Annotated in this window: 23 protein-coding genes; 14 read left to right on the forward strand and 9 right to left on the reverse strand. The window is 43.5% G+C overall.

Annotation, left to right across the window (positions count from 1 at the left end):
* Positions 1–10: 10 nt before the first annotated feature.
* Positions 11–514: a disulfide bond formation protein B gene (locus JSY38_RS06895; RefSeq protein ID WP_114411703.1), complete on the reverse strand. Its 504-nt coding sequence runs from the start codon at positions 512–514 to the stop codon at positions 11–13.
* Between the two features lie 151 nt (positions 515–665).
* Here JSY38_RS06895 and JSY38_RS06900 point away from each other — a divergent pair, with 151 nt between their 5' ends.
* Positions 666–1,091 (forward strand): flagellar basal body-associated FliL family protein, encoded by a 426-nt coding sequence (locus JSY38_RS06900; protein ID WP_114411704.1) that lies wholly within the window; start codon positions 666–668, stop codon positions 1,089–1,091.
* Positions 1,092–1,198: 107 nt separating this feature from the next.
* Here JSY38_RS06900 and JSY38_RS06905 read toward each other — a convergent pair whose 3' ends face one another.
* The 4 genes from JSY38_RS06905 to JSY38_RS06920 all read right to left on the reverse strand — a co-directional run bounded on the left by JSY38_RS06905 (position 1,199) and on the right by JSY38_RS06920 (position 6,224).
* Positions 1,199–1,483, reverse strand: a complete 285-nt coding sequence (locus JSY38_RS06905; protein WP_114411780.1) for an oxidative damage protection protein — start codon at positions 1,481–1,483, stop codon at positions 1,199–1,201.
* A gap of 148 nt (positions 1,484–1,631) precedes the next feature.
* Positions 1,632–2,807 carry a chromate efflux transporter gene (gene chrA / locus JSY38_RS06910; RefSeq protein ID WP_205116042.1) on the reverse strand — a complete coding sequence of 392 codons (1,176 nt, stop codon included), beginning with the start codon at positions 2,805–2,807 and terminating at the stop codon, positions 1,632–1,634.
* Between the two features lie 17 nt (positions 2,808–2,824).
* Positions 2,825–3,874: an A/G-specific adenine glycosylase gene (gene mutY / locus JSY38_RS06915; protein ID WP_114411706.1), complete on the reverse strand. Its 1,050-nt coding sequence runs from the start codon at positions 3,872–3,874 to the stop codon at positions 2,825–2,827.
* Between the two features lie 52 nt (positions 3,875–3,926).
* Positions 3,927–6,224, reverse strand: a complete 2,298-nt coding sequence (locus tag JSY38_RS06920) for an AsmA family protein (protein ID WP_205116044.1) — start codon at positions 6,222–6,224, stop codon at positions 3,927–3,929.
* Between the two features lie 294 nt (positions 6,225–6,518).
* Here JSY38_RS06920 and hisB point away from each other — a divergent pair, with 294 nt between their 5' ends.
* The 4 genes from hisB (at position 6,519) to gshA (ending at position 10,439) form a co-directional block, all read left to right on the forward strand.
* Positions 6,519–7,112 carry an imidazoleglycerol-phosphate dehydratase HisB gene (gene hisB, locus JSY38_RS06925; RefSeq protein WP_114411708.1) on the forward strand — a complete coding sequence of 198 codons (594 nt, stop codon included), beginning with the start codon at positions 6,519–6,521 and terminating at the stop codon, positions 7,110–7,112.
* Positions 7,113–7,139: 27 nt separating this feature from the next.
* Positions 7,140–7,802, forward strand: a complete 663-nt coding sequence (gene hisH, locus JSY38_RS06930; protein ID WP_205116045.1) for an imidazole glycerol phosphate synthase subunit HisH — start codon at positions 7,140–7,142, stop codon at positions 7,800–7,802.
* A 57-nt stretch (positions 7,803–7,859) separates the two neighbouring features.
* Positions 7,860–8,633 carry an imidazole glycerol phosphate synthase subunit HisF gene (gene hisF, locus JSY38_RS06935; RefSeq protein WP_114411710.1) on the forward strand — a complete coding sequence of 258 codons (774 nt, stop codon included), beginning with the start codon at positions 7,860–7,862 and terminating at the stop codon, positions 8,631–8,633.
* A gap of 213 nt (positions 8,634–8,846) precedes the next feature.
* Positions 8,847–10,439, forward strand: a complete 1,593-nt coding sequence (gshA, locus tag JSY38_RS06940) for a glutamate--cysteine ligase (protein ID WP_114411711.1) — start codon at positions 8,847–8,849, stop codon at positions 10,437–10,439.
* Between the two features lie 160 nt (positions 10,440–10,599).
* Here gshA and yihA read toward each other — a convergent pair whose 3' ends face one another.
* Positions 10,600–11,244 carry a ribosome biogenesis GTP-binding protein YihA/YsxC gene (yihA, locus tag JSY38_RS06945; protein ID WP_114411712.1) on the reverse strand — a complete coding sequence of 215 codons (645 nt, stop codon included), beginning with the start codon at positions 11,242–11,244 and terminating at the stop codon, positions 10,600–10,602.
* A gap of 336 nt (positions 11,245–11,580) precedes the next feature.
* Here yihA and JSY38_RS06950 point away from each other — a divergent pair, with 336 nt between their 5' ends.
* The 8 genes from JSY38_RS06950 to tatC all read left to right on the forward strand — a co-directional run bounded on the left by JSY38_RS06950 (position 11,581) and on the right by tatC (position 18,140).
* Positions 11,581–12,201 (forward strand): thiol:disulfide interchange protein DsbA/DsbL, encoded by a 621-nt coding sequence (locus tag JSY38_RS06950; protein WP_114411713.1) that lies wholly within the window; start codon positions 11,581–11,583, stop codon positions 12,199–12,201.
* Between the two features lie 15 nt (positions 12,202–12,216).
* On the forward strand, positions 12,217–13,743 hold the full coding sequence (locus JSY38_RS06955) for a GGDEF domain-containing protein (RefSeq protein WP_205116050.1): 1,527 nt from the start codon (positions 12,217–12,219) through the stop codon (positions 13,741–13,743).
* Positions 13,744–13,901: 158 nt separating this feature from the next.
* Complete coding sequence (ubiE, locus tag JSY38_RS06960) at positions 13,902–14,657, forward strand: bifunctional demethylmenaquinone methyltransferase/2-methoxy-6-polyprenyl-1,4-benzoquinol methylase UbiE (RefSeq protein WP_114411715.1); 756 nt, start codon at positions 13,902–13,904, stop codon at positions 14,655–14,657.
* 2 nt (positions 14,658–14,659) lie between these two features.
* Positions 14,660–16,303: a ubiquinone biosynthesis regulatory protein kinase UbiB gene (ubiB, locus tag JSY38_RS06965; protein WP_205116052.1), complete on the forward strand. Its 1,644-nt coding sequence runs from the start codon at positions 14,660–14,662 to the stop codon at positions 16,301–16,303.
* 16 nt (positions 16,304–16,319) lie between these two features.
* Positions 16,320–16,652: a phosphoribosyl-ATP diphosphatase gene (locus tag JSY38_RS06970; RefSeq protein ID WP_114411717.1), complete on the forward strand. Its 333-nt coding sequence runs from the start codon at positions 16,320–16,322 to the stop codon at positions 16,650–16,652.
* Positions 16,653–16,668: 16 nt separating this feature from the next.
* A complete protein-coding gene (tatA, locus tag JSY38_RS06975) occupies positions 16,669–16,893 on the forward strand; it encodes a Sec-independent protein translocase subunit TatA (protein ID WP_205116053.1) in 225 nt (74 codons plus the stop codon).
* 3 nt (positions 16,894–16,896) lie between these two features.
* Positions 16,897–17,295: a Sec-independent protein translocase protein TatB gene (gene tatB / locus JSY38_RS18490; RefSeq protein WP_239544411.1), complete on the forward strand. Its 399-nt coding sequence runs from the start codon at positions 16,897–16,899 to the stop codon at positions 17,293–17,295.
* Positions 17,296–17,366: 71 nt separating this feature from the next.
* The gene (tatC, locus tag JSY38_RS06985; RefSeq protein ID WP_205116054.1) at positions 17,367–18,140 is read left to right on the forward strand and encodes a twin-arginine translocase subunit TatC; all 774 of its coding nucleotides are present in this window, start codon (positions 17,367–17,369) and stop codon (positions 18,138–18,140) included.
* Positions 18,141–18,182: 42 nt separating this feature from the next.
* Here tatC and dtd read toward each other — a convergent pair whose 3' ends face one another.
* From dtd to thiI, 3 genes are all read right to left on the reverse strand, one after another.
* Positions 18,183–18,617 carry a D-aminoacyl-tRNA deacylase gene (gene dtd, locus JSY38_RS06990; RefSeq protein WP_205116055.1) on the reverse strand — a complete coding sequence of 145 codons (435 nt, stop codon included), beginning with the start codon at positions 18,615–18,617 and terminating at the stop codon, positions 18,183–18,185.
* Between the two features lie 143 nt (positions 18,618–18,760).
* Complete coding sequence (typA, locus tag JSY38_RS06995; RefSeq protein ID WP_114411721.1) at positions 18,761–20,581, reverse strand: translational GTPase TypA; 1,821 nt, start codon at positions 20,579–20,581, stop codon at positions 18,761–18,763.
* A 248-nt stretch (positions 20,582–20,829) separates the two neighbouring features.
* Positions 20,830–22,281, reverse strand: coding sequence for a tRNA uracil 4-sulfurtransferase ThiI (gene thiI / locus JSY38_RS07000; RefSeq protein ID WP_205116056.1), 1,452 nt, complete (start codon positions 22,279–22,281; stop codon positions 20,830–20,832).
* A gap of 353 nt (positions 22,282–22,634) precedes the next feature.
* Here thiI and glnA point away from each other — a divergent pair, with 353 nt between their 5' ends.
* The gene (gene glnA / locus JSY38_RS07005) at positions 22,635–24,041 is read left to right on the forward strand and encodes a glutamate--ammonia ligase (RefSeq protein WP_114411722.1); all 1,407 of its coding nucleotides are present in this window, start codon (positions 22,635–22,637) and stop codon (positions 24,039–24,041) included.
* The last annotated feature ends 216 nt before the right edge of the window (positions 24,042–24,257 follow it).

The raw sequence follows: 24,257 nt of genomic DNA on the forward strand, positions 1-24,257 counted from the left end.
TACTCGTTTATTAACGTATTTTTTTGTTAACTCGCAATGCAATAACAATATTAATAACCGCCATGCCAGTAAATGCGACCAAGGTCCAACCTGGGATGCTCAGGCCAAGAAAAGTCCAAACGACGTCACCACATTCGCCAGTGCCCATCACCATAGCCTGCATAATCTCCTGCCATGGAAACACTTCAAACATATAACTCAACCCCGGCAAACATGCCGGTAACTCATCCATAGGCAAGCTTTGCAGATATAAGTGACGAATAGCCAGTGCCGCCCCCATAACTGACAACACCACTACAAGCCAAGCACAGCCTTTTCTGACACAAACTTTTTCAGACAAAGCCGAGCCCAAAGACACAACACCTACACAGAAAAAAACGATGCGCTGCAACATACATAAAGGACAAGGCTCTAAGCCCATTTGATACTCCATGTAGAATGCCACGGCTAAAAGCGCAAACGCGACAAACGCAACTAAACCATGAAAACGACGAGCGGATAAAAACGCAAACATATATAAAGGTTCCTAAACTGACTAAAAGAGTAATTCAAAGCAAATATAAAGGTTACGACAGTTAGAAAATCCGAAAGTGCAAAATTCCTACTGCAGAAAACATTAATGGCGGTTAGTATACTGTCTATTGGAATGAATACGAGAGTCCCAAATGTCATTGATGATGTCCCTACACAGTAAGTTACGAACCTTTGGTTTATTACTGCTTTTATGTACGACTAGCCTCACATCTTATGCGGCTGACGACGAAACTACGTCGGTACCTGCTTACGTTGAACTAAAGCCAAATTTTGTGGTTAATCATGTGGGCAACGAAACACGTTTGAAATACATCAAAACCAGTATTAGCATTCGTACCGACGAGTCCCAGACAGAACTCATTGAAGCCAATATGCCGTTGATCAGAGATGCATTGGTCATGTTTTTAAGCTCTCGTACCACAGAGCAAGTCACTGGCGCTATTGCCCGCGAGAAAACTCGTGAAGAAGCAGCACTGGCAGTAAACACGGTTCTAAAAGAAGAAACCGGACTAGAGCCGGTAAAAGACATTTTATTTGCCAGCTTTGTTACTCAATAACCTTCTTTAACTGGCTCAAATCAATATTTTAAGTCAAAAAAGGCCCCTTGCTAATGTGTTTAGCAAGGGGCCTTTTTTACAGTAATTTATAGCGTTCTAACGATCTGTTAAAGTTCTTTAATGTCATCCGGATCGACATAACCTGATAGTTTATCTGTCGCTTCGTTATTAAAAAATTTATCCATTTGCTCCATCACGTATTTACGTGACTCAGGCTGCATGAGATTCAACTGTTTCTCATTGATCATCATGGTTTGCAGTAGTTGCCATTCTTGCCAAGCTTGCTTAGACACGTTTTGCAGAATTTCTTGGCCCTTTGCTCCTGGTAACGGCGCTCGATCTAATGCCTCCATTTCTTTTTGAAATTTTTTACAAAAAACTGTATTCGCCATAGAAGTTGCCTGTCTTGTCAAAGTGTATAAGTTGAATAATGGCGTTAAGCGCACAGAATTCAAGGCATGATAGAAATAAGTCATAAAACGAGATAAAAAACTATTCGCTCCTCCCCCTGCTAAGAGGGAGGCCGGGAGGGGGTAATCCTTAAAGGCTTCTAGCCAACCCAACAAGCACAAACACAAGAATCAACACAAAGATCGACGGTCGCTTATACACTAGCCAAATAAACCCGAGCCCGACTATTACCACATCCCAAACACTCAACAAGCTTGATGTGCCAATGGGATGATATAAGGCCGCTAAAAGAATCCCAACCACTGCAGCGTTCAAGCTTGCGACTGCCGAACGAAACAAAACGTGACAAGACAAACGCTGCCATGCTCCTTGAGCACTTAACATCAGTAGCAACCCAGACGAAAATACCGCTAAGGTTGCCATGCCAGCCCAAAGCCAAGCATTAGCGCCTGCTGGTGTCGCAGATGCACCGAGAAAACTCGCCATGGTGAACATAGGGCCTGGCACCGCCTGAGCAGCCGCATAGCCTAACAGCAAATCCGATTCCGACGCAGGCACAAAAGTCGCTAACATGGGCAAGACCACATGCCCACCACCAAAGACCAAAGCCCCCGCTCGATAAAAATCAGCAAACAATCCGGTAATACCGCTGCTTAATAAAAAGCTCACCACAAATATCACCAGCGCCACACCCAAAAAAAACCAAGCAAAACGTACCTTAGGCAAAGGTTCGGTGACTGTAGGCCCAGCAGAATGTCGTGTTATAACACCAAAACATACGGACATTAATAAAACCGCTAAGCTAGCGAAACCAAAAGGTGACAAGATAACAAATGCAGCGCTAGCAACCGTGACTCCCGCCATGGTTTTACTCTGACAAAACGACCGCCACATGCTAACGCAAGCGTCGGCAACCACCACCACAGCCAAAAGCTTCAGAGCATGGACCACAGAATCAAACCAGACATGACCTTGCCAATGATGGCCAAATTGCGCTAACAGCACCATGACAACAAATGATGGTAGAGTAAAAGCAACAAAGGCAGCGATTGCCCCCAACAGTCCAGCGCGATGATAACCTAACGCAAACCCTACTTGGCTCGAACCAGGCCCTGGGACAATCTGACTCAAGGCGATCCATTGGGCATATTGGGCTTCACTGGCCCATTGCTTACGCTTAATGAAAGTTTGATTGAAGTAACCTAGGTGAGCGGCAGGCCCACCAAAACTGGTGAAGCCTAGCATGAAGAAAGAGAGAAACACCTCTGATACACGTTTTAAATAAGAGAGGTTTTTGCCTGTCATTGTCGTTCTATTCCTAGTTAAGTTAGCTGTTCCAAAATACTTCTAACCGGCGCAGGCAACCCTTGCGCCATGGCATCTTGTTGATTAAACCATTGATATTTTTCACCTTCCATTACCTGTTTTGTCTCGGTAATCTGAATTTGGCTTGGCGAAATATCCAAATGATAATGACTAAACGTATGTCTAAAAGATGACAAGGGTGTTACAGCAGAAACCTGCGTCGCAAATCGTTGCTCAATATGCAGCACCACTGATTCGTCAGATGCCAACTCAGGCAAGCTCCAAAGGCCGCCCCAAATACCTGTAGAAGGACGTTTCTCTAATAACCATTGACCCTGCTGATTCATCAATACCAAAAGCTGAATACTCTTCTTTGGCTTAGCTGCTTTTTTCGGTTTACGGATAGGGTATTGTGTAGGGTCTTGACTAAGACGACCTTGGCAATCGCTTTGTAATGGGCAGAGCAAGCATTGCGGTTTGGAGCGCGTACAGAGCGTCGCTCCTAGATCCATCATGGCTTGCGTATAATCACCACAGCGTTCGCTTGGCATATAGTGTTCAGCTAATTCCCACATGACATTTTCGGTTTTTTTCTCGCCTGGCCAAGTAGGTACCGCATGAAAACGCGCCAACACCCGCTTTACGTTGCCATCTAAAATCGCGGCCTGAACACCACGGGAAATAGATAAAATCGCTGCAGCCGTTGAGCGGCCAATTCCGGGCAATTCACATACGCCTTCTACTGTTTGAGGAAATTCACTGTCGAACTCATCCACCAGCATTTTTGCCGCCTTGTGCATATTACGAGCACGAGCGTAATAGCCCAAACCGCTCCAGTGGGCGAGCACCTCGTCCAGCTCTGCCTCAGCTAATGCTCCTACTGTTGGGAAAGACGTCATGAATTTGTGGTAATAAGGAATCACTGTCGTAACTTGCGTTTGCTGCAACATGATTTCAGAAATCCATACACGATACGGTGTTTTACTTTCTTGCCAAGGCAAGCTTTTACGACCATGTTCGTCAAACCACGCTAGAACACGAGGCGCAAAATTTTCAACTGGCTGCATTTATATCTCACGTAACAAATACTAAACAAGCTTCGTTTTAATCAACCCGTGATTAGAGCAAGTTCTTTAATTTATCTTTTAGTTTCTCTTTTAGTTTCTCTTTTGCTCTTTCTTCTTCCGCTTTACGCTTTTCTTCCAATTCTGCTTTTAAGCGTGCTTTTTCAGCGTCTACTTTCTCTTTTAGTCGAGCTTTTTCCGCCTCGGCTTTTGCTTTTAACTCAGCTTTTTCTTCATCTAATTTGAGCGTTAACTCTTCTTTCGCGATATTGGCAAAGAGGGAAGCAAAGCCTTTTAGGTCTGGGCGGCACAACCCTGCTGGATCGTCACTGAACTGCCCTTTACAAACAATAGGAAAGGCCAGCCTAGTCAGTTTCTCGTTCACTCGACATGCTTTGTCTAATGCGCTACCTGCCACACCTACGTTCGCCTGATAATTTAACGACGAATCTGGCAATGACACCACGCCATCACCTGTTACTTGAATACCTGCCGAGCTGATTTTCAAGCCTGGAGTCGAGACCCGGCCATTCACAATATGAGCTGGAAAACGCATAGTTTCGAATGGTGTATCTTTACCGAAGAGCTGTTCATTGATCTGTTCTTTGCGCGTGGCGGCTATGCCTTCACACACTGTTTTGGTCAAGTTAGTTCCTACCAAGGCACCGTTTCTGATATCGATCAACAAATCACCTTGTAATGATGAAATCAAGTCATCCATGCGATTACCCTTGGCTCTAAGGTCACCATTTAGAAAAGTTGACCCTGCAATTTTGTCCATCTCCATGAAGTCCATTAACAGAGGTTGAATCTGCACGCCATCAATCGCTGGCGACACATCCAATATGGGCGTTTTCCCGCGCACATCTAGGCTAGCTTTTGACGATACCGTTCCCTTATACAAGGCAACATTCAGAGGAGACACAGTCACTAGACCGTTTTGCTGAGTTGAATCCAAGGTGATCTTATCAATTTTTAGTTTTTTGACGGTCAGCCCTTCAAATGTCAAACCAACATGACCATTTAAACCACGAATCAACTCAACCGGAATCAACTCTCCAGCAGCGGCAGCGGCTTTCTCTTCAATTTGCGCTTCAGTAATGGCTTCTTTTGAGCCATTTTCATTAGGTTCAATAGGCGTAGGTAAATAACGGTCAAGATTCAAATTTTTACCCGCTACTTTAATGTCCCAGCGCAACGGCGATAAATCTACCACGGCATTCGCTTCAATATTGGTGTCGTCCAACGCAATAGAAATAGGCTGAGCGATAATCGAATTCAAATCGCCTTCAACGGTTATATTGGCTCGCGCTTTGGTCATCGCGGTTTCATCTGACATCTCGGGCAGAGGAAGTTTTAAACGCGTCAGAAGATAACGAGGATTAAACTCGCCTACTGATAACACAGCAGAAAATTGCGGCTCACTTAGCACTTGATAAGCTTGAATCTTCGCATCCAAATTGACACCAAAAGAGCTCAAATTTAACCCGTCTATCAAGACATTTTCTTGTGGTAAGTCGACATCAACTTTTACGGCACTAAGCTTAGCGTTAATTGGGCTTGTAGGTAACGCGGTACTTTCCACATCAGCGGATAACACCAAAGAATCCAGTGTCAAAAACTCTCTTTCTGGGAAAACCGCAAGGTTGGCATTAAGCGTTGCTTTGGCTTTAATAGGAGACTGCCCTTGCAAATCACTTTGTGTGACGGCGATATCCATAACCATTGGCCATGCTTTATCCCACTGAACGTCGTTAAGCTGCACATTTAGCGTAGCATTAATGAGCTGATTGGTTTGTTCGTCACGGTATTCAACTTGAGCATTCTCAATACGGAGTTCATCAAGTTGGATATCTGGTAGCTTTTTGTTGATGGCGTCATTTTCATCATTTGCCTGCTCAGAGCTAGCAGATGCTGTGGTTGGCGCATTAGAGCCTGTGGAACCCGAACCACTCACTTCTTCAGCCGTTTCTAACTGCCAATTACCTTGGCCTTGGGCATCTTTATTTAAGCGCGCTTTGACATTTACCAAGCTAACCTTGTTGACCTGAACTTTTTGCTCCAATAACGGCAAAATAGCCAAGCCAAATTCTGCACGATCGAATTGTACTATTTCAGCGTCCGTACCGAGCGCCACGCCAATATCTTCTAAGCTAAGACCTAACCAAGGAAAAAACGACCAGCTAATATCACCGTCTAAACGCAAATTAACATTGGCTTTTTCTAGTGCAACACTCTTGAGCTCGTCTTTAAAGTCGTTTGGATTGACGAACAGCATTACGTACGCCAACAAAATAGCAATAATGGCCAATAAACCAGCCACCAACAGTGAAAGTCGCTTTATCCAAACCATGGCAAACTCCTTAATAAATTACCCTTACCAGCCTCCCTCTTAGCAGGGGGAGGAGCTAAGTTCGATTTTTTGTTCCTTCCCATTATCTTCAAAGAGAGAGGTGCAAAAATGTTGCCCTATCATAGCACTCGAAGTAAGCATTTATCGATGCAATAGCGACAACTCATTAAAAAACACCTAGGCAAAGCATAGAAGCTAAAGAGCCCACGTTCTATAATGGGGAAATTATGTCATGCTCTTATTATACAAAAACGTGGCGACCATTCGTCACCATCACTGTGGAGAACTCAATCAATGTCAGATCGCATTGCCAGTGTCGAGCGTAATACGCTTGAAACTCAGATCAAGGTGTCGATTAACTTAGACGGTACCGGTAAATTCAACTGCGTCACAGGCGTTCCTTTCCTTGATCACATGCTTGAGCAAGTAGCACGTCATGGCTTGATTGACTTAGACATCCATGCGGTTGGCGACCTACACATTGACGCTCACCACACCGTTGAAGATTTGGGGATTACATTAGGCCAAGCGTTTGAGATTGCCGTTGGCGACAAAAAAGGCATCAAACGATACGGCCACGCCTACGTTCCTCTAGATGAAGCCTTGTCTCGCGTGGTTATCGACTTTTCTGGTCGTCCAGGTCTAGAAATGCACGTGCCTTTCACTCGTGGCTCTGTCGGTGGTTTTGACGTAGATTTGTTCTCTGAATTCTTCCACGGTTTTATCAACCACGCCAAAGTTACACTGCACCTAGACAATCTACGTGGTAAGAACACTCACCACCAAGCGGAAACCATTTTCAAAGCATTTGGCCGCGCATTACGCATGGCACTAGAAGCGGACGAACGCATGGCAGGGCAAATGCCTTCCACTAAAGGTTCTCTGTAAAATTCTCTTGGAATGAGTAGTAAGAGTATGAGTGAGATGAAAAAATCCACCGTCGCGGTTATTGATTACGGTATGGGCAACCTTCACTCGGTTGCCAAAGCCCTTGAACACGCAGCCGATGAAAACACGTCTGTCATTGTCACCAGTGACCCTGCGGTAATTGATGCCGCTGATCGGGTGCTGCTACCTGGTGTTGGCGCTATTCGCGACTGTATCGGTGAAATGCACAACGCAGGGCTTGTTCCTAGCATTAAAAAAGCCATGGCTGAAAAACCTTTTCTTGCTATTTGTGTCGGCATTCAGTCTTTGATGTCTCACAGTGAAGAAAACGGCGGTGTTGATTGTTTAAACCATTTTCAGGGCAACGCTCTGTTCTTTGGTGAGAAACACATCGACCATGATGGCAGCAAGCTTAAAGTACCACACATGGGCTGGAATCAGGTTAAACAGACCATTAACCACCCTCTCTGGGCTGATATCCCAGATAATGCTCGTTTTTACTTTGTTCATAGTTTTTATGTTGTGCCAGAGAACAAAAGCGAAGTGGCGGCTACCTGTGACTATGGTTTAGAGTTTTGTGTGGCAATCGCCCGCGATAATGTATTCGCTGTGCAATTCCACCCAGAGAAAAGCCATAAAGACGGTCTTCAGTTGTACAAAAACTTCCTTCAGTGGAATGGCAAGCCATAACAACAAACGATTAGTTTGTTTAGACAGAAGTATATTAGATTCTAGGAGCGCCATTTTATGGGCTTAGCAAAACGTATTATTCCTTGCCTTGATGTGGACAATGGCCGCGTTGTAAAAGGCGTCCAGTTTGTTGATATTCGTGACGCTGGTGACCCTGTTGAAGTAGCCAAGCGTTACAACGAGCAAGGCGCGGATGAGATTACTTTTTTAGACATCACCGCCAGCTCAGATGACCGAGCAACCACTGTTCATATGGTCGAAGCCATTGCCAGCCAAGTATTTATTCCCCTAACTGTTGGCGGCGGTATTCGCACCTGCGAAGACATTCGTCGCATGCTAAACGCTGGCGCGGATAAAGTTGGCATTAATACCGCTGCGGTATTTAACCCTGAATTTGTTCGTGAAGCGGCTCAGCGCTTCGGCTCTCAATGTATTGTTGTCGCTATCGATGCTAAGAAAGTCAGTGCCGAAGGCGAAACAGACAAATGGGAAATCTTCACCCATGGCGGACGTAAGCCAACAGGCTTGGATGCGGTTGAGTGGGCCAAGAAAATGGTCGAATACGGCGCAGGAGAAATCCTGTTAACCAGTATGGACCGCGACGGTACGAAAAATGGTTTTGACCTTGGTGTTACTCGTGCCATTAGTGAAGCTGTGCATGTACCTGTCATTGCTTCTGGTGGTGTTGGTAACTTAGATCACCTTGTAGATGGTGTCATTGAAGGTAAAGCCGACGCCGTATTGGCCGCCAGTATTTTCCATTTTGGCGAATACAGCATTCAAGAAGCCAAGCAGCGTATGACCGATGCTGGCATCGAAATGCGTCTATAACCCATTCATCTAGTGAAAATTGTCGATCTAAAGACCGATCTACAGGTAATTGTATTTTTGTAGATCGTGTCTTAGCGCGACAGATTCATTATATATATGTTCTAGAAGTCAGCATTTTTTGTGCACAAGGCATCTGCTGCTTGCTGCGAATAAGCTCTGCCGAGTACAATCCTTAAAATTTAATTTTGCCTTACTTAATAGAAGGAAGACTTCTTGACCACCTTAACCGATGCCTTGCAAGCGCTGGCTGCACATTGCCAACAAGCTGCCACGACTTCTGCATTAACGTTTCATCGTGGTGTGGAGCGCGAAGCACTGCGAGTTGAACACTCTGAAGGCCGCATATCACACAAGCCTCATCCTAAAAGCTTAGGGTCGGCATTGACGCACAGCTCGATTACGACAGATTACTCTGAATCCTTGATGGAGTTTATTACTGGCGTTCACCCAAGTGTTGAAGGTGTTATTCAAGAGCTAGAAGACATTCATAACTTAGTAAACCACGAGCTCTTCAAGCAAGACGAATGTTTGTGGCCTGCTAGCATGCCTTGCTATTTAAATGGCAATGACGATGTCCCTATTGCGTATTATGGTGAATCCAACACAGGCAAGTTAAAGCGCGCTTATCGTGAGGGTTTATCCAATCGCTACGGTCGCATTATGCAATGTATTGCAGGCATGCATTATAACTTTTCCTTCGATAAGGATTTCTGGTCGTTTTTAGAGCATCACAAAGGCAAATCGAACCTATCTAACTCTGAGAAGCAAGCTTTTCAATCGGACAACTATTTTGCACTGATCCGTAACTTCCGCCGTAGCTCTTGGATGCTGTCTTTACTGTTTGGGGCTTCACCGGCGATCGATGAAAGCTTTTTACCTAAAAAGCCTGATAGCTTAAATGAACTTGAAGAAAATACTTGGTTCGGCCCAAAAGCCACATCACTTCGCATGAGCGACCTTGGTTATCAAAACAAGGCTCAAGCCGACTTATACGTTTGCTATAACGAAGTAGACACTTATATTAGCACTATCAAAAAAGCGCTGCGCACACCCTATCAGCGCTATCAAGATATTGGCGTAAAAGTTGACGGGCAATACCGACAACTGAACAGCAATCTGCTGCAGATTGAAAACGAGTATTACAGCGACATTCGCCCGAAACGCGTTACCCAACCAGGTGAACACCCAAGTGCAGCCTTGCACGCCAGAGGCGTCGAATATATTGAAGTTCGCATCATGGACTTGGATCCTAGTTCACCCATTGGCATGCAATCTTCAACCTTGTACTTCATTGATGTTTTCTTGCTCTATTGCATGTTACGTGGCGATGAGCATTTAGGCAGCGCAGAATGCAGTCAACTTCGTATTATGCAGCAAGAAATTGCATCTCATGGCCGTGACTTAGATATGGATTTCGATTTCGGTCAAGGTCCAACTAAGCTTCGTACCAAAGCAGAAGACATGCTGAACTCTCTAACAGAAGTCGCGAAATTTCTATCTAGTAAAACAGGCAACCCTGCTTATAAAAATGCAGTAGAAGTTCAACGAGAAAAATTAAGTGACGTATCTAAACTGCCGTCAGCTCAGCTGCTGGAACTCAGTAAAGCACAACAAGGCTATCAGAATGCCATGTTAGCATTATCGAAAGAGCAACAAGCCAAATGGATGTCTTGCCCTTTATCTGCTGAACTAACGAGTGAATTTGCGCAAAAAGCAGAGCGCTCTTTACATGACCAAGCAGCCATAGAAGCAGCGGACGAAGTGGACTTTGATGCCTTTTTGGTTGACTACTTAACTCCGCAATAAAATACAGAAATCTACCTAACAGACATAAAAAAAGCCTCTAACAAGGCTTTTTTTATGTCTTAAAAGTACTAAACCCTTTTGGTGCTATGTCGTGGGCAAGATCAAGAAGAGTCTATTCTTAACTTGTTATTGGCCACAGCAGTCGAACAAGGGTTTTATATTATGCGTTTGGCGAAACAGGAATCTCTTCAAGATTTTCTAATACAAGCCATTCTGCCAACTTGGTACGTAGATCATCAACACCATCGCCATTCAAAGAAGAGAAGGTTTGGACTGAACCATCAACACCCAGTGTTTTTAGAACTTTCTGTACAGCCAACATAGTAGATTTAGCAGGACCACGCTTTAGCTTGTCAGATTTAGTTAATAGCACATGAACTTTCATACGATTGGATTTTGCCCAATCCAGCATCATTTCATCAAACTCTTTTAATGGATGACGGATATCCATCACCAATACAACGCCCGCCAAAGAACGACGATTCATCAAGTAATCTTGCATGTGTGCTTGCCACACTTTTTTCATGGCAATCGGCACTTTTGCGAAACCATAACCTGGAAGGTCAATAAGACGACGATCATCAACATTCAGGCCAAAGCAGTTAATCAACTGAGTTCGACCAGGTGTTTTTGATGTACGTGCTAATTTTTTTTGATTCGTAAGGGTATTTAACGCAGTAGATTTACCAGCATTAGAGCGACCTGCAAATGCGACTTCGACACCTTGGTCTAAAGGACATTGGGAAAGTTTCTCTGCACTTTTAATAAAATGCGCGGATTGGAAAGTGGAGTCAAAAGGGGTCATAAGTTGATATTCGTCAGTAGATTCGGATTTGCATTCAGCGTTATTTCAATTGCTGTATATAATGCCAGCAATCAGTAGAAGATGCCATGTTAAACTCAGTAAGCAGCGGTAAACAAAGAAAATCTAGGTGAGCAACATTGATCGAATACAAGATTTTACAGGAAACACCTGAAAACTATCGATCAATACGCTTTAATGTTGTAAGTTTTATGTAAACTTACTGGAAAAGCAGAACCTTCGTTGGTTGAAATAATCGTATTCTATGTAATTCTATGCATGATATACACATACCCATTAAATATTAATACAACGATTAAATACGATCAGGAGCAACCCATGATAAAGCTGTTTTCAGCGCTAATACTTTCCTTATTTGTCTCACTCACCGCAAACGCAGCAGACTACAGTGATGGCAATGGCTACACCACAATTAAAACTCCCGTTCGTACTAGCGATCCCAGCAAAATCGAAGTTACTGAAATTTTTTGGTATGGCTGCCCACATTGTTACAAACTTGAGCCAATCGCTCAGGCTTGGAAAAAGAATGTTCCTAGCGATGTCGACTTTAAATTCCTACCGGCTGTTTTTGGCCGAGGCTGGTTAGCTCATGCTAAAGCCTTCTATGTCGCTGATTTACTTGGTATTGAAGATAAAGTTCGTGCAGATATCTTTAATGCTATCCATGTTGAACGTCGTAATCTAAACTCTGAAGATGCGTTGGCAAGTTTCTTTGCCAACTATGGAGTAAGCGAAGATGAGTTCCGCAAACAGTACAACTCTTTTGCGGTTAATAGCCGCCTAAGCCAAGCCGATGCGAAGATTCGCGCTTATGGTGCGCGTGGTGTTCCAGGGATAATTGTAAACGGTAAATATTTGGTTAGTGCCGAGACAGCAAACGGCAACGAGAATATTTTCAAAGTCGTTGATTTTCTTATAGAAAAAGAACGTCAAAAATAATTTTAATGAGGCGATATGACGGAATCATCAAGTGAAAAACTGATCGAAGTTTTGCGCAAGGCCGTTTCTAGAACCAGTATGTTGGCCGAAGGAAATGACCCTAAACTGGATTCCGTTGTACGCCAAATTCGTTTGGCAATCACCAAAGGCGCCAATGCCACTGAAATACAAGCAGTGCTCAATGACGCAGAACCTCTGCTTATTCAAAGTGATGAGGCTCAATTGGCTAGAGCAAAACAAGTCCGAAACTGTTTACAAGAACTGATCGACCTTCTTGAGCAACAAGAACAGAAAAACGTTCCGCAAAATGAAAAAAAACAACTAGAGGCCCAAATACGCATGCATTGGCAGGCGTCTTCACAATGGCCAGGACTATTAAAAGGCTTTCTATCCTTAGCCGAAAAGACCTTATCTCAAACTGATTCTAATAAGCCTAAAAGCTCATTTTTTAAGAGTTTCTTCAATTCTAAGACAGATACTGCCGTCTCAAAAAATGATCATGAAGTCATGGGAGAAATAAGCCATACTCTTGCTGGCTTAATGAATAACTTAATGCTTCCAAGCCATTACGATGATGATATTGCCGACCTTAAAAAAGCATTAGTAGGTAACAAAAACCTACAACAACTGCCCGCTCTGCTTGATGAAATCATCAACTTGATCATGGTCGCCATAGGGAAAACCCAAGAAAATTTAACGAACTATCTAAATCAGCTAAATAAACAACTTGCCAGTATCAATGATTCGATCAGTAACAGCTATAACTCTCAAAAGAATTTGTCTGAAAGCCGCGAAGGCTTTAATACAAGACTACAAATGCAAGTTACAGACACCTCTCAGGCCGTACAAGATGCCAGCGATTTAGACAGTCTGAAATCCCTTATCAACGAGAAAATGACAACGATTTCAAGCACCATGACTGAGTACCGTACTCAAATGCTGGAACAAGAAAAGCACGCTAATCAGTCTATTACTCAGCTTAAAAATAAAGTCACAAGAATGGAGAAAGACACCGCCTCATTGCGCTCTTTACTACAAGAAAAGCTTGCTCAAGCGATGACTGATTCATTGACAGACTTGCCCAATCGCACTGCGTATCAAGATGCCATTTTACCCCTTTGCAAAATCATGCAAAAAACACAAAAACCGATTTGTTTAGCGGTTTGTGATATTGACCATTTTAAAAAGGTCAATGACACTTGGGGGCATCTTGCTGGTGATAAAGTACTGCGCCTTGTTCCCAAGCAAATACGCAACATTTTATTAAAACAAGACCACATATTTCGTTATGGTGGCGAAGAATTCGTCATCATTTTTCCCGAAGCAAACATTGAGCAAGCTATCCAGCGCGCTGAAGCGATACGCCTTGCCGTTGAAAAAACCCCTTTCAACATGCAAGGTGAGCCAGTATCGATTTCGGTATCAATAGGTGTGGCAGAACTTAAGCCACAAGAAGACCCAGAATCTTTATTTTCCCGTGCAGACAAACAGCTTTATCTGGCCAAAGAATCTGGTCGAAATCGTGTCATGGCACACAAATAGAAAGGACAAAGCAGTACCAGAGCCTTGCCGTCGGGGTTACAATAACCACATATACAATACAGCACTTTACCGAGTGACTATTTGCACACTATAGAAACGTAAGTAGGGCTGAAAACTAGATATAGGCGTGCGACGCCGCCATTAGGATGAAGTAGTTTATGCAAGACGATCAGAAAAAAACCACCGACTTTGGTTTTAAAGAAATCCCCACCGATGAAAAAGTACAAGCCGTCGCGCAAGTTTTCCATTCCGTAGCTGCAAAATACGACATTATGAACGATCTAATGTCTGGCGGCATTCACCGCCTATGGAAGCGTCACACCATCAGTCAATCAGGTGTTCGTGCAGGCAATTGTGTTCTAGACATTGCTGGCGGCACAGGAGATTTAACCCTTAAGTTTTCACGCCTAGTCGGTAGCCAAGGCCAAGTCATCCTAGCCGACATCAACGACTCAATGCTAAAAGTAGGCCGTGACAAGCTGGCAAACCAAGGCATTGTAGGCAATGTAAAATTTGTACAGGCGAATGCAGAAGCTCTCCCCTTCCCTGATGATACATTCGACTGTATCACCATTGCTTTTGGCTTGCGCAACGTAACAGACAAATCCAAAGCGCTAGCGTCTATGTATCGTGTATTAAAACCAGGCGGTCGTTTACTGGTATTGGAGTTTTCTAAACCTGAATCAGACCTTCTTTCACAAGTTTACGATCAGTATTCTTTCCGTCTCTTACCTGCGATGGGGAAACTAATTGCCAACGATGCTGACAGCTACCGCTATCTAGCCGAATCTATTCGTATGCACCCTGATCAAGAAACGCTAAAAGGCATGATGGAAGAGGTTGGTTTTGAACGAGCAAGCTACCAAAATTTAACTGGCGGCATTGTAGCGCTTCATAAAGGGTTTAAATTCTAATCATGTTAACCAGTGCTTTCCGTTTAATACGCATTCTATTTACGATTGTGCGCTTTCGCCTTGATGTGTTTATTCCCTTTGCTCTTTTGCCTTGGTATATCCGCTATACATTGGGGGCAGTTTGTTCAATCGGCCGCAAACGCGCTAGCAAAAATAAAGGTGAACGACTGCGCCTTGCGCTAGAGTCTCTTGGCCCTATATTCGTTAAATTCGGACAAATTCTTTCAACAAGACGAGACCTGCTTGACGACGACATCGCCGATGAACTGGCAAAGCTTCAAGATAAAGTACCTGCATTTCCAGGACATATTGCTCAAGCCATTGTTGAAAGAGATCTTAAAGCTCCCGTAGCCCAGCTTTTTGCCGAGTTCGATACTACTCCGCTTGCATCCGCATCTATTGCACAAGTACACACAGCAAAGCTACACAGCGGTGAAGAGGTTGTAGTAAAAGTTATTCGGCCAAAAATCGAAATAACCATTAGTAAAGATATAGGCCTACTTTATACATTAGCCCACCTTGTTGCCAATATGAGCGCCGACGGTAAACGCTTAAGACCCGTCGAAGTAGTGACCGATTATGAATACACCATTCTAGACGAACTTGATTTAGCCAAAGAAGCCGCTAACACAGGGCTACTACAGCGTAATTTCACTAACTCTGAATTGCTCTATGTACCTCAGGTTTATTGGGATTATAGCCACCGTAATGTCATGGTGATGGAGCGTATCTCAGGAATCCCTGTTGCAGACATTGCCGCTCTAAACAAAGCCAATGTAGATATGAAATGTTTGGCTGAACGCGGTGTCGAGATCTTCTTTACACAAGTTTTTTCTCACAGTTTTTTCCATGCAGATATGCATCCAGGTAACATATTCGTGGATGTGAGCAACCCGCAAAAACCTAAATACATTGCGATAGACTGCGCCATAATGGGCAGCCTAGATGATGCAGATAAAAACTACTTAGCACGTAATTTATTGGCATTTTTCCAGCGCGATTATCGTATGGTGGCGGAACTTCACGTGGAAAGTGGTTGGGTTCCAAAGGGCACTCCAGTGCATGCATTCGAATCAGCTATTCGTAGCGTTTGCGAACCAATGTTTGCCAAACCACTTAAAGACATCTCTTTTGGTCAAGTCCTTATCGGCTTATTTCAAACAGCGCGACGCTTTAATATGGAAGTGCAGCCGCAGTTGGTTTTGCTAGAAAAAACATTGCTGAATATCGAAGGATTAGGCCGTCAGCTTTATCCAGACTTAGACCTTTGGGTCACCGCGAAACCTTTCCTTGAACGCTGGATGCGCGAACAAATGGGGCCAAAACGGGTAATGGAAGAAGTTCGCAAGCAAGCCCCTCAATGGGCTGGCCAACTACCACAGATTCCAAACTTAGTTTTTACCGCATTATCACAAATGTCACATCAAGAAGAGCGTATGCAAGCGCAAACAGATGCCATCGCGCAACTAGGCAAGGAACTGAAAAGTAGCAGACAAGGCTTGCCTTTCCGGCTACTTGGCGCATTAAGCATTGGGGCAGCTTGGTTTATTACCGATCCAGTATCTTTAAAGCATTTAGAAGTTGCCGATGTTACTAGCCTTGGGCTGTTTCTAGTTGGTCTATACTTACTTGTCTTAAAACCGTAACATTTGAGAGACTATAATGAAATCTGATGTATTGGCTGAATTAGCAGCCACTCTAGAAGAACGTAAAACCGCAGCAGCTGACTCATCTTATGTTGCCAGCCTACACGCAAAGGGATTAAATAAGATCCTAGAAAAAGTCGGCGAAGAAAGCATTGAAACCATAATAGCAGCGAAAGACGCTGTTATCTCGGGCGATAAGTCGGATTTAATTTATGAAACCGCAGACCTTTGGTTCCACACGCTTGTCATGTTATCTCACCTAGACATTGGCCCAGATGCTATTCTTGATGAGTTAGCTCGTCGTTTTAACTTATCTGGGCTTGACGAAAAAGCCAACAGAAGTAACTAAACAGCAGGAGTAATCTATGTTCGGTGGTATCAGTATTTGGCAATTATTAATTGTCTTGGCAATTTTAATACTCATTTTCGGCACGAAGAAATTGAAAAACCTAGGTTCTGATCTAGGCGGTGCAGTAAAAGGCTTTAAAGAAGCTGTCGACAAAGACAGTGACGAAGAAAAAGAAAAAGAGAAAGACGCACAGCATAAAGTTATCGATGCTGACACAAAAAAAGACGATAAGAGCGCCTAAACTGTGTTCGATATTGGCTTTTCAGAACTTCTTGTTGTCTTTGTTGTAGGTCTGCTTATTCTTGGGCCTGAACGCTTGCCCCACGCTGCAAAAACAGCGGGGCTTTGGGTTCGTAAAATCCGCCGCAGCATAGGTTCAGTGCAGAGAGAAATTAATGCACAGTTGGACCATGAAGAACTGCAGCAAAAAATTACCGAAACCAATCAACGCCTATTAAAAGAAGGCCAAGCCATTCAAAACACCATCACACCTTATCCAGAAGAATATAAGGCGAAAAACGACGCAGTGCCTGAAACAGAGATGCAGCCACTCAAAGCAACACCAGAAGCGGCAAGCGATCCTACAGAGCAAGGAAAAGCAGACCAAAAAGACATTGCAGCGGATACGACAAACCAACGTTAGTGACATCCTAATCATTGTAAGTTGGATAACTTCTTCATACCTTTCACATTACGGCGGATATAAGACGCATTATGAGCACTGATTCTTCAAATCAAGCCCCATTGGTTGCTCACCTGATTGAGCTGAGAAACCGTTTATTAAAATGTGTTGTTGCTATTCTGGTTCTTTTTGTTGGCTTATATGCGTTTGCTAACGACTTGTACTTGATCGTATCCGAGCCTTTGCGTTTATTATTGCCTGCTGGCAGCTCACTCATTGCTACCGAAGTCGCATCACCGTTTCTGGCTCCACTCAAGCTAACGTTTGCAGTGTCTGTTTTGATCTCTGTTCCATACACGCTATTTCAAGCATGGTCTTTTATCGCACCAGCGCTGTATAAGAACGAAAAACAAATTGCCATTCCCTTGCTCATTTCCAGTATTTTTCTGTTTTATGCTGGGGTTTTGTTTGCTTACTTTGTCGTATTACCACTCATTTTTGGCTTTTTCACTACGGTAGGACCAGGTGAAGTCACTGTAATGACAGATATTAACAACTACCTAAATTTTGTATTAAAGTTGTTTTTTGCTTTTGGTGTTACCTTTGAAATTCCTGTCGCCACGTATCTACTAATTAAAGCTGGCGTCACCACAGTGGCGACACTATCAAAAAAACGCCCTTATATTTTCTTAGGCTGCTTTGTCGTTGGAATGCTAATCACTCCGCCAGATATTTTTTCACAGACCTTGCTTGCGATTCCTATGTGGATGCTCTTTGAGCTTGGGCTTATTGCTGGGCGCACGGTAAAAGTCGTCGTCGATGGGAGTGAAGAAAATGAAGAAGAGGCAACGGATAGAGCGGGCTAAGAGACTCATCATTATTAAGAAACGCTGAGTCATCTGCTATTTTCAATTTAACATAAATGTCACAGGACCATCGTTGGTAAAAGACACCTTCATATCAGCCCCAAAGCGCCCTGTTTCAACTTTATCGTACTGAGCGCGTACTTGATTAACAAAATCGTTAAATAGCCTCTCACCCTCTGTAGGAACCGCTGCAATAGAAAACCCAGGCCGAAGGCCTTTCTTAGTTTCTGCCGCCAAAGTAAATTGCGACACCAGCAAAACACCGCCACCTACCTGCTGAACATTAAGGTTCATTTTGCCATCTTGATCACTAAACATGCGGTACTTTAATAACTTGTCAGCTAGACGCTGGGTATCAGCTTCTGTGTCGCCTTTTTCGATACCCACCAGCACTAATTGCCCGTGATCAATTTCACCTATCGTTTCCCCATCTACGACCACACTGGCACCCAATGCCCGCTGTACTAATACCTTCATGGCTTACCTCTTTTTCTCTATCTACCGGAACCTATCACTTTAACAAAGCCCAGATAAAACAAAAGCGCCCGAAGGCGCTTCTGTCGCTCACGAATTCATTTGCATGAATTCATTTGCTGCTGCTCTTTATAGAATAGCGAGTATTACTTACGGCCAGCGCGTTTACGCTCGTTTTCAGTCAATAATTTCTTACGAACACGGATGCTTTCTGGTGTTACTTCTACCAATTCATCGTCTTCGATAAACTCAAGCGCTTGCTCAAGAGTGTGGCGAATCGGTGGAGTCAACGTCAATGCTTCATCTGTACCAGAGGCACGCATGTTAGTTAACGCCTTACCTTTAACTGGGTTAACCGTTAAATCATTATCGCGTGAGTGAATGCCGATAACCTGACCTTCGTATACTTCAACCGCGTGACCCAAGAACAAACGACCACGGCTTTGTAGGTTAAACAAAGCGAACGCTGCTGTTTTACCAGTAACCATACTGATCAATACACCGTTCTGACGACTACCAACATCACCATCTTTTACTGGACCGTAATGATCAAATACGCTGGTCATGATACCAGAGCCAGATGTCAATGTTAGGAACAAGCCACGGAAGCCAATCAAACCACGAGAAGGCGTCATGAATTCTAGACGAACACGACCCTTGCCATCTGGTTCCATGTTAGTTAACTCAGCTTTACGCAAGCCAAGCTCTTCCATGATAGAACCTTGGTGTTGCTCTTCAACGTCGATAACGACTAACTCAAATGGTTCTTGAATTTTTCCGTCAACAAGCTTTTGAACCACTTCAGGACGAGAAACCCCCATCTCAAAGCCTTCGCGACGCATGCTTTCAATCAATACAGAAAGATGAAGCTCACCACGACCAGATACGATAAATTTATCTGGCGTTTCGCCTTGACGAACACGTAAGGCTACGTTGTGGATAAGCTCTCGATCAAGACGATCAGAGATATTACGAGTCGTAATATATTTACCTTCTTTACCAGCGAACGGGGAGTCATTCACCATGAAGGTCATGCTTACTGTTGGTTCATCTACAGATAATGCAGGAAGCGCTTCAACACACTCAGGATTACATAATGTGTCAGAAATACTTAGACCATCGATACCTGTGATACAAACAATATCTCCAGCAGAGGCTTGGTTTGTATCAACACGAGCTAGACCGTGGTAACCCTTCACGTTTAGGACTTTACCTTTACGCTCTTTGCCATCTGCCGATTTAACAATCACTTGTTGGTTTGGAGACAACAAGCCACGAGTAATACGACCGATACCGATAACACCAACATATGCATCGTAATCCAATGCAGAAACCTGCATTTGGAACATACCCTCTGGATCAACATCAGGCACAGGCACGCTGTCGACGATCATTTGGTAAAGAGGCGTCATGTCTTCCGCCATATTTTCTGGATCATCACCAGAAATACCATTGATTGCAGACGCATAGATAACAGGGAAATCTAATTGCTCTTCTGTTGCACCAAGGCTGTCGAACAAATCAAAAACCTGATCCATAACCCAATCAGGACGAGCACCTGGGCGGTCAATTTTGTTGATAACAACGATCGGACGAAGACCACGCTCAAATGCTTTTGATGTTACGAAGCGAGTTTGTGGCATTGGACCATCAACGGCGTCAACTAACAAAAGTACAGAGTCAACCATAGACAATACACGCTCAACCTCACCACCGAAGTCGGCGTGTCCAGGTGTATCAACGATATTAATACGGTAGTCGTGCCACATAATTGACGTGTTTTTCGCCAAAATTGTGATGCCACGCTCTTTCTCTTGATCGTTCGAATCCATGATTCGCTCAGAACCTAGGTCCTTACGATCAAGTGTTCCAGATTGGCTTAGTAGCTGGTCAACCAAGGTAGTTTTACCATGGTCAACGTGGGCAATAATAGCTACATTACGTAACTTATTGATATCATTAGACATTTATAGTTCTCTGCATTTAGCGTGAGCAAAAAGATATACCGCCGCTTGATACGGGCAGGCATGCTCTTCAAGCGTCTCGGATCTTGGTGCGGGGTAAAATTCGCGCAATTGTACCCTTATATTGATCAATATCCCATTAAAGTGACAAAAAAAGTCCACAAAAAATACTTCAATAGGGTAAAAAGCGCATTCGAATAAAAACGATAACATTCATATACTACAAAAATGCTACCGTTTTTTAGTACTTATTAAGGTAGGTAAACACCTACATTTTCATGTCCTTTTCCTAATAAAAAAGAAGCATGCATACGACTCATGACACCTTTACCGCAATATAATAAATACGTCACATCTTTATCTAAGTCAGCCCAATTCGTTTCTAGCGAAAAAAACGGAATCACTTTGACTGGACGTCCACTCACCTTTAATGGACGGTTGCTTGCTTCATCGGGATGACGAATATCAATAATCACTTCATCACCAACCGGCATGCGCACAACAGGCACTTCACCTTGATATTGCTTAGACACATCATCCATCACATTTTGAATAGACATAATCTGTGCATTCTCAATGGCGCTTTCTAGTACAGCAAAATCAAAATTGGACTCTTGCTTCTCTACACGGTGCATTTTAGCTCGCGTCGTTGGCTTCACCGAAATAACGCCACAAAATTCAGGCATACTTGCAGCAAAAGGCGCAGTACCTATTTCGATGGCCTTATCTATAATGACCTGTTTATTTGTGGTAATCAAAGGACGAAGCACCAACTCTTCTGTCACTTGGTCAATTACTTTTAAATTCATTAGAGTCTGGCTAGATACTTGGGCAACGCTCTCGCCCGTCACCAAAGCCTTCGCCCCCACTTCAGGCATTAACTGAGACGCTGCTCGTAACATCATGCGCTTAAGAATCACGCCCATTTCGGCGTTATCGACTTTCGTAAGAATCTCTCCAACAACGGCTTCGAAAGGCACAGTAATAAACTTCACATTCAGCGTTGAGCCATATTTTTCCCATAGAAAATTAGACACTTGCTTTACACCAATCTCGTGAGCATCGCCGCCAAGGTTAAAAAAGCAAAAGTGTGTTTTTAAGCCTCGGCTCATGGTGAGATAAGAACTAACTGTCGAATCATAACCGCCAGACATCAAAGACAGTACACAGTCCTGCGAACCTAATGGGTAACCACCAAGACCTTCTACACGTTGCTCAATCATCCACACTCGGCTATCACGAATATCGATAGGCACCAATACTTCAGGATTCTTTAACCGAACAGCCAAAGCACCACAACGTGCTTTTAGGCAACCACCGATATGGCGCTCTGCATCTACAGACGTAAAGTCATGATGACCTACTCGTTTAACTCGAACAGCAAACACAGCATCTTTGATAACATCACCATAAGAAACTATGGCTTGCTCAACAATGTCATCTAGATCAACTAAAGGGAATTCACGTACGAATTGAAAGTGTGCGATACCAGCAATGCTCGATAGCGCTTCGGTAAACTCTTCCCGTAATTCATCTTTATCAGAAAACACTTCGATGAAGTCCCAGTTACCAGATACGACGACGTCAGCATCATGCTTTTTTAGAACCAACTTAACATTGTGTCGAAGCTGCTTAATAAAAGCTTTTCGAACAGGACGACTTTTAATAGTGATTTCTGCAAAGAACTTAACAATAAATTTCATAGGGATTGTGGTTTTTACCGGATATTTATAAAGGCGCACAGTATAAAGAAAAGACATTCGATACGAAAACGCTAAATTCGCACCAAAACAACACAAAACACAAAAAATCGCACCACAAAAGTGCAATTACAGTTTTTATCGCCCTCTCCATGAGCCACAAATAAGTGCAATTTATAAGTGAGAACGTCTATCTATTTGTAAAATATAGAGTTATTGCCTCGCACAAATTTCTGGCACAAGTTGTGCTTAATTCAATTTGATAAATAACTCGACAAACGGTGCTTTGTATTAAATATTAGAGCACCTTTTACAACGAAAAATAATTTCGCTTTAACTACGACTGGAGAACAACTATGTCAAACAAGACCCTTGCCTTGATTGCTGAGCACGACGCGAAGTGGGTTGACCTTCGCTTTACCGATTTTAAAGGTAAAGAACAACACGTATCTATTCCAGCTATTACGGTAGATGAAGAGTTTTTTGAAAACGGTCAGATGTTTGATGGATCATCAATCGCTGGTTGGAAAGGCATCAACGAATCCGACATGATCATGATGCCTCAGGACGATACTGCAATTATCGATCCTTTTACAGAAGAAGCGACTGTTATTGTTCGTTGTAACATCATCGAACCTTCTACTATGCAAGGCTATGACCGTGACCCACGTTCTGTTGCTCTTCGCGCTGAAGAATTCCTTAAATCAACAGGTCTTGGCGACACAGCATTCTTTGGTCCAGAACCAGAATTCTTTATCTTTGATGATGTTCGCTGGAAAACAGACATGTCTGGCAGCACAGTAGAAATCAACTCTGAAGAAGCGGCTTGGTCTTCTAACAAGAAGATTGAAGGCGGAAACATGGGTCACCGTCCTTTCGTTAAAGGCGGCTACTTCCCAGTACCACCAGTTGATTCTCACCATGACCTACGTGGCGCTATGTGTGGTGCTATGGAAACAATGGGCTTAGTTATCGAAGTTCATCACCACGAAGTAGCGACTGCTGGCCAGAACGAAATCGGTGTTAAATTCAACACTCTAGTTAAGAAAGCCGACGAAGTTCAAATTCTTAAGTACTGCGTACACAACGTAGCTCACGCTTACGGCAAAACAGCGACTTTCATGCCTAAACCAATCGTTGGTGACAACGGTTCTGGTATGCACGTTCACCAATCTTTCTGGAAAGATGGTACTAACCAATTCGCTGGTGACCAATACGCCGGCCTATCTGAAATGGCGCTTTACTACATTGGTGGTATCATCAAGCACGCTAAGGCATTGAACGCGTTCACTAACGCTTCAACTAACTCTTACAAGCGTCTTGTTCCTGGTTTCGAAGCTCCTGTAATGCTTGCATACTCTGCACGTAACCGTTCTGCTTCTATCCGTATTCCATACGTTGCAAGCCCTAAAGGCAAACGTATTGAAGCTCGTTTCCCTGATCCAACCGCTAACCCATACCTAGCGTTTGCAGCTATGTTGATGGCTGGTATCGACGGTATCAAAAACAAGATTCACCCTGGCGATGCAGCAGATAAAGATTTGTATGACCTTCCGGCTGAGGAAGCCTTAGCAATTCCACAGGTTGCTGGCAGCCTAGAAGAAGCGCTTAAGTGCCTAGACGAAGATCGTGCTTTCTTGACTCAAGGCGGTGTATTCTCTGATGGTATGATCGATGCTTACATTGATCTTAAATCTGGCGAAGCACAGCGCGTAGCAATGACAACTCACCCACTTGAGTTCGAACTTTACTACAGCGTTTAATCGCTACAGCACTTAATAAAATATGAAAGGCCCTGATACAAATCAGGGCTTTTTTTTGCCCTAAAAAAATCCTCCCAGCCATTGCGCACAATTATAGTGCATAATGTTTTTATCCCCATGACAATACCCTTAATAAACAAGCCATTCAAAGCTGCCCAATGTTGGTTCGCTTTTTGCAGCTGTATTGAAAGAAAGTCATGAAAGCAGGAGTCAACA

The organism is Marinomonas foliarum (assembly GCF_016906065.1).
In the GTDB taxonomy this organism is placed as follows: domain Bacteria; phylum Pseudomonadota; class Gammaproteobacteria; order Pseudomonadales; family Marinomonadaceae; genus Marinomonas; species Marinomonas foliarum.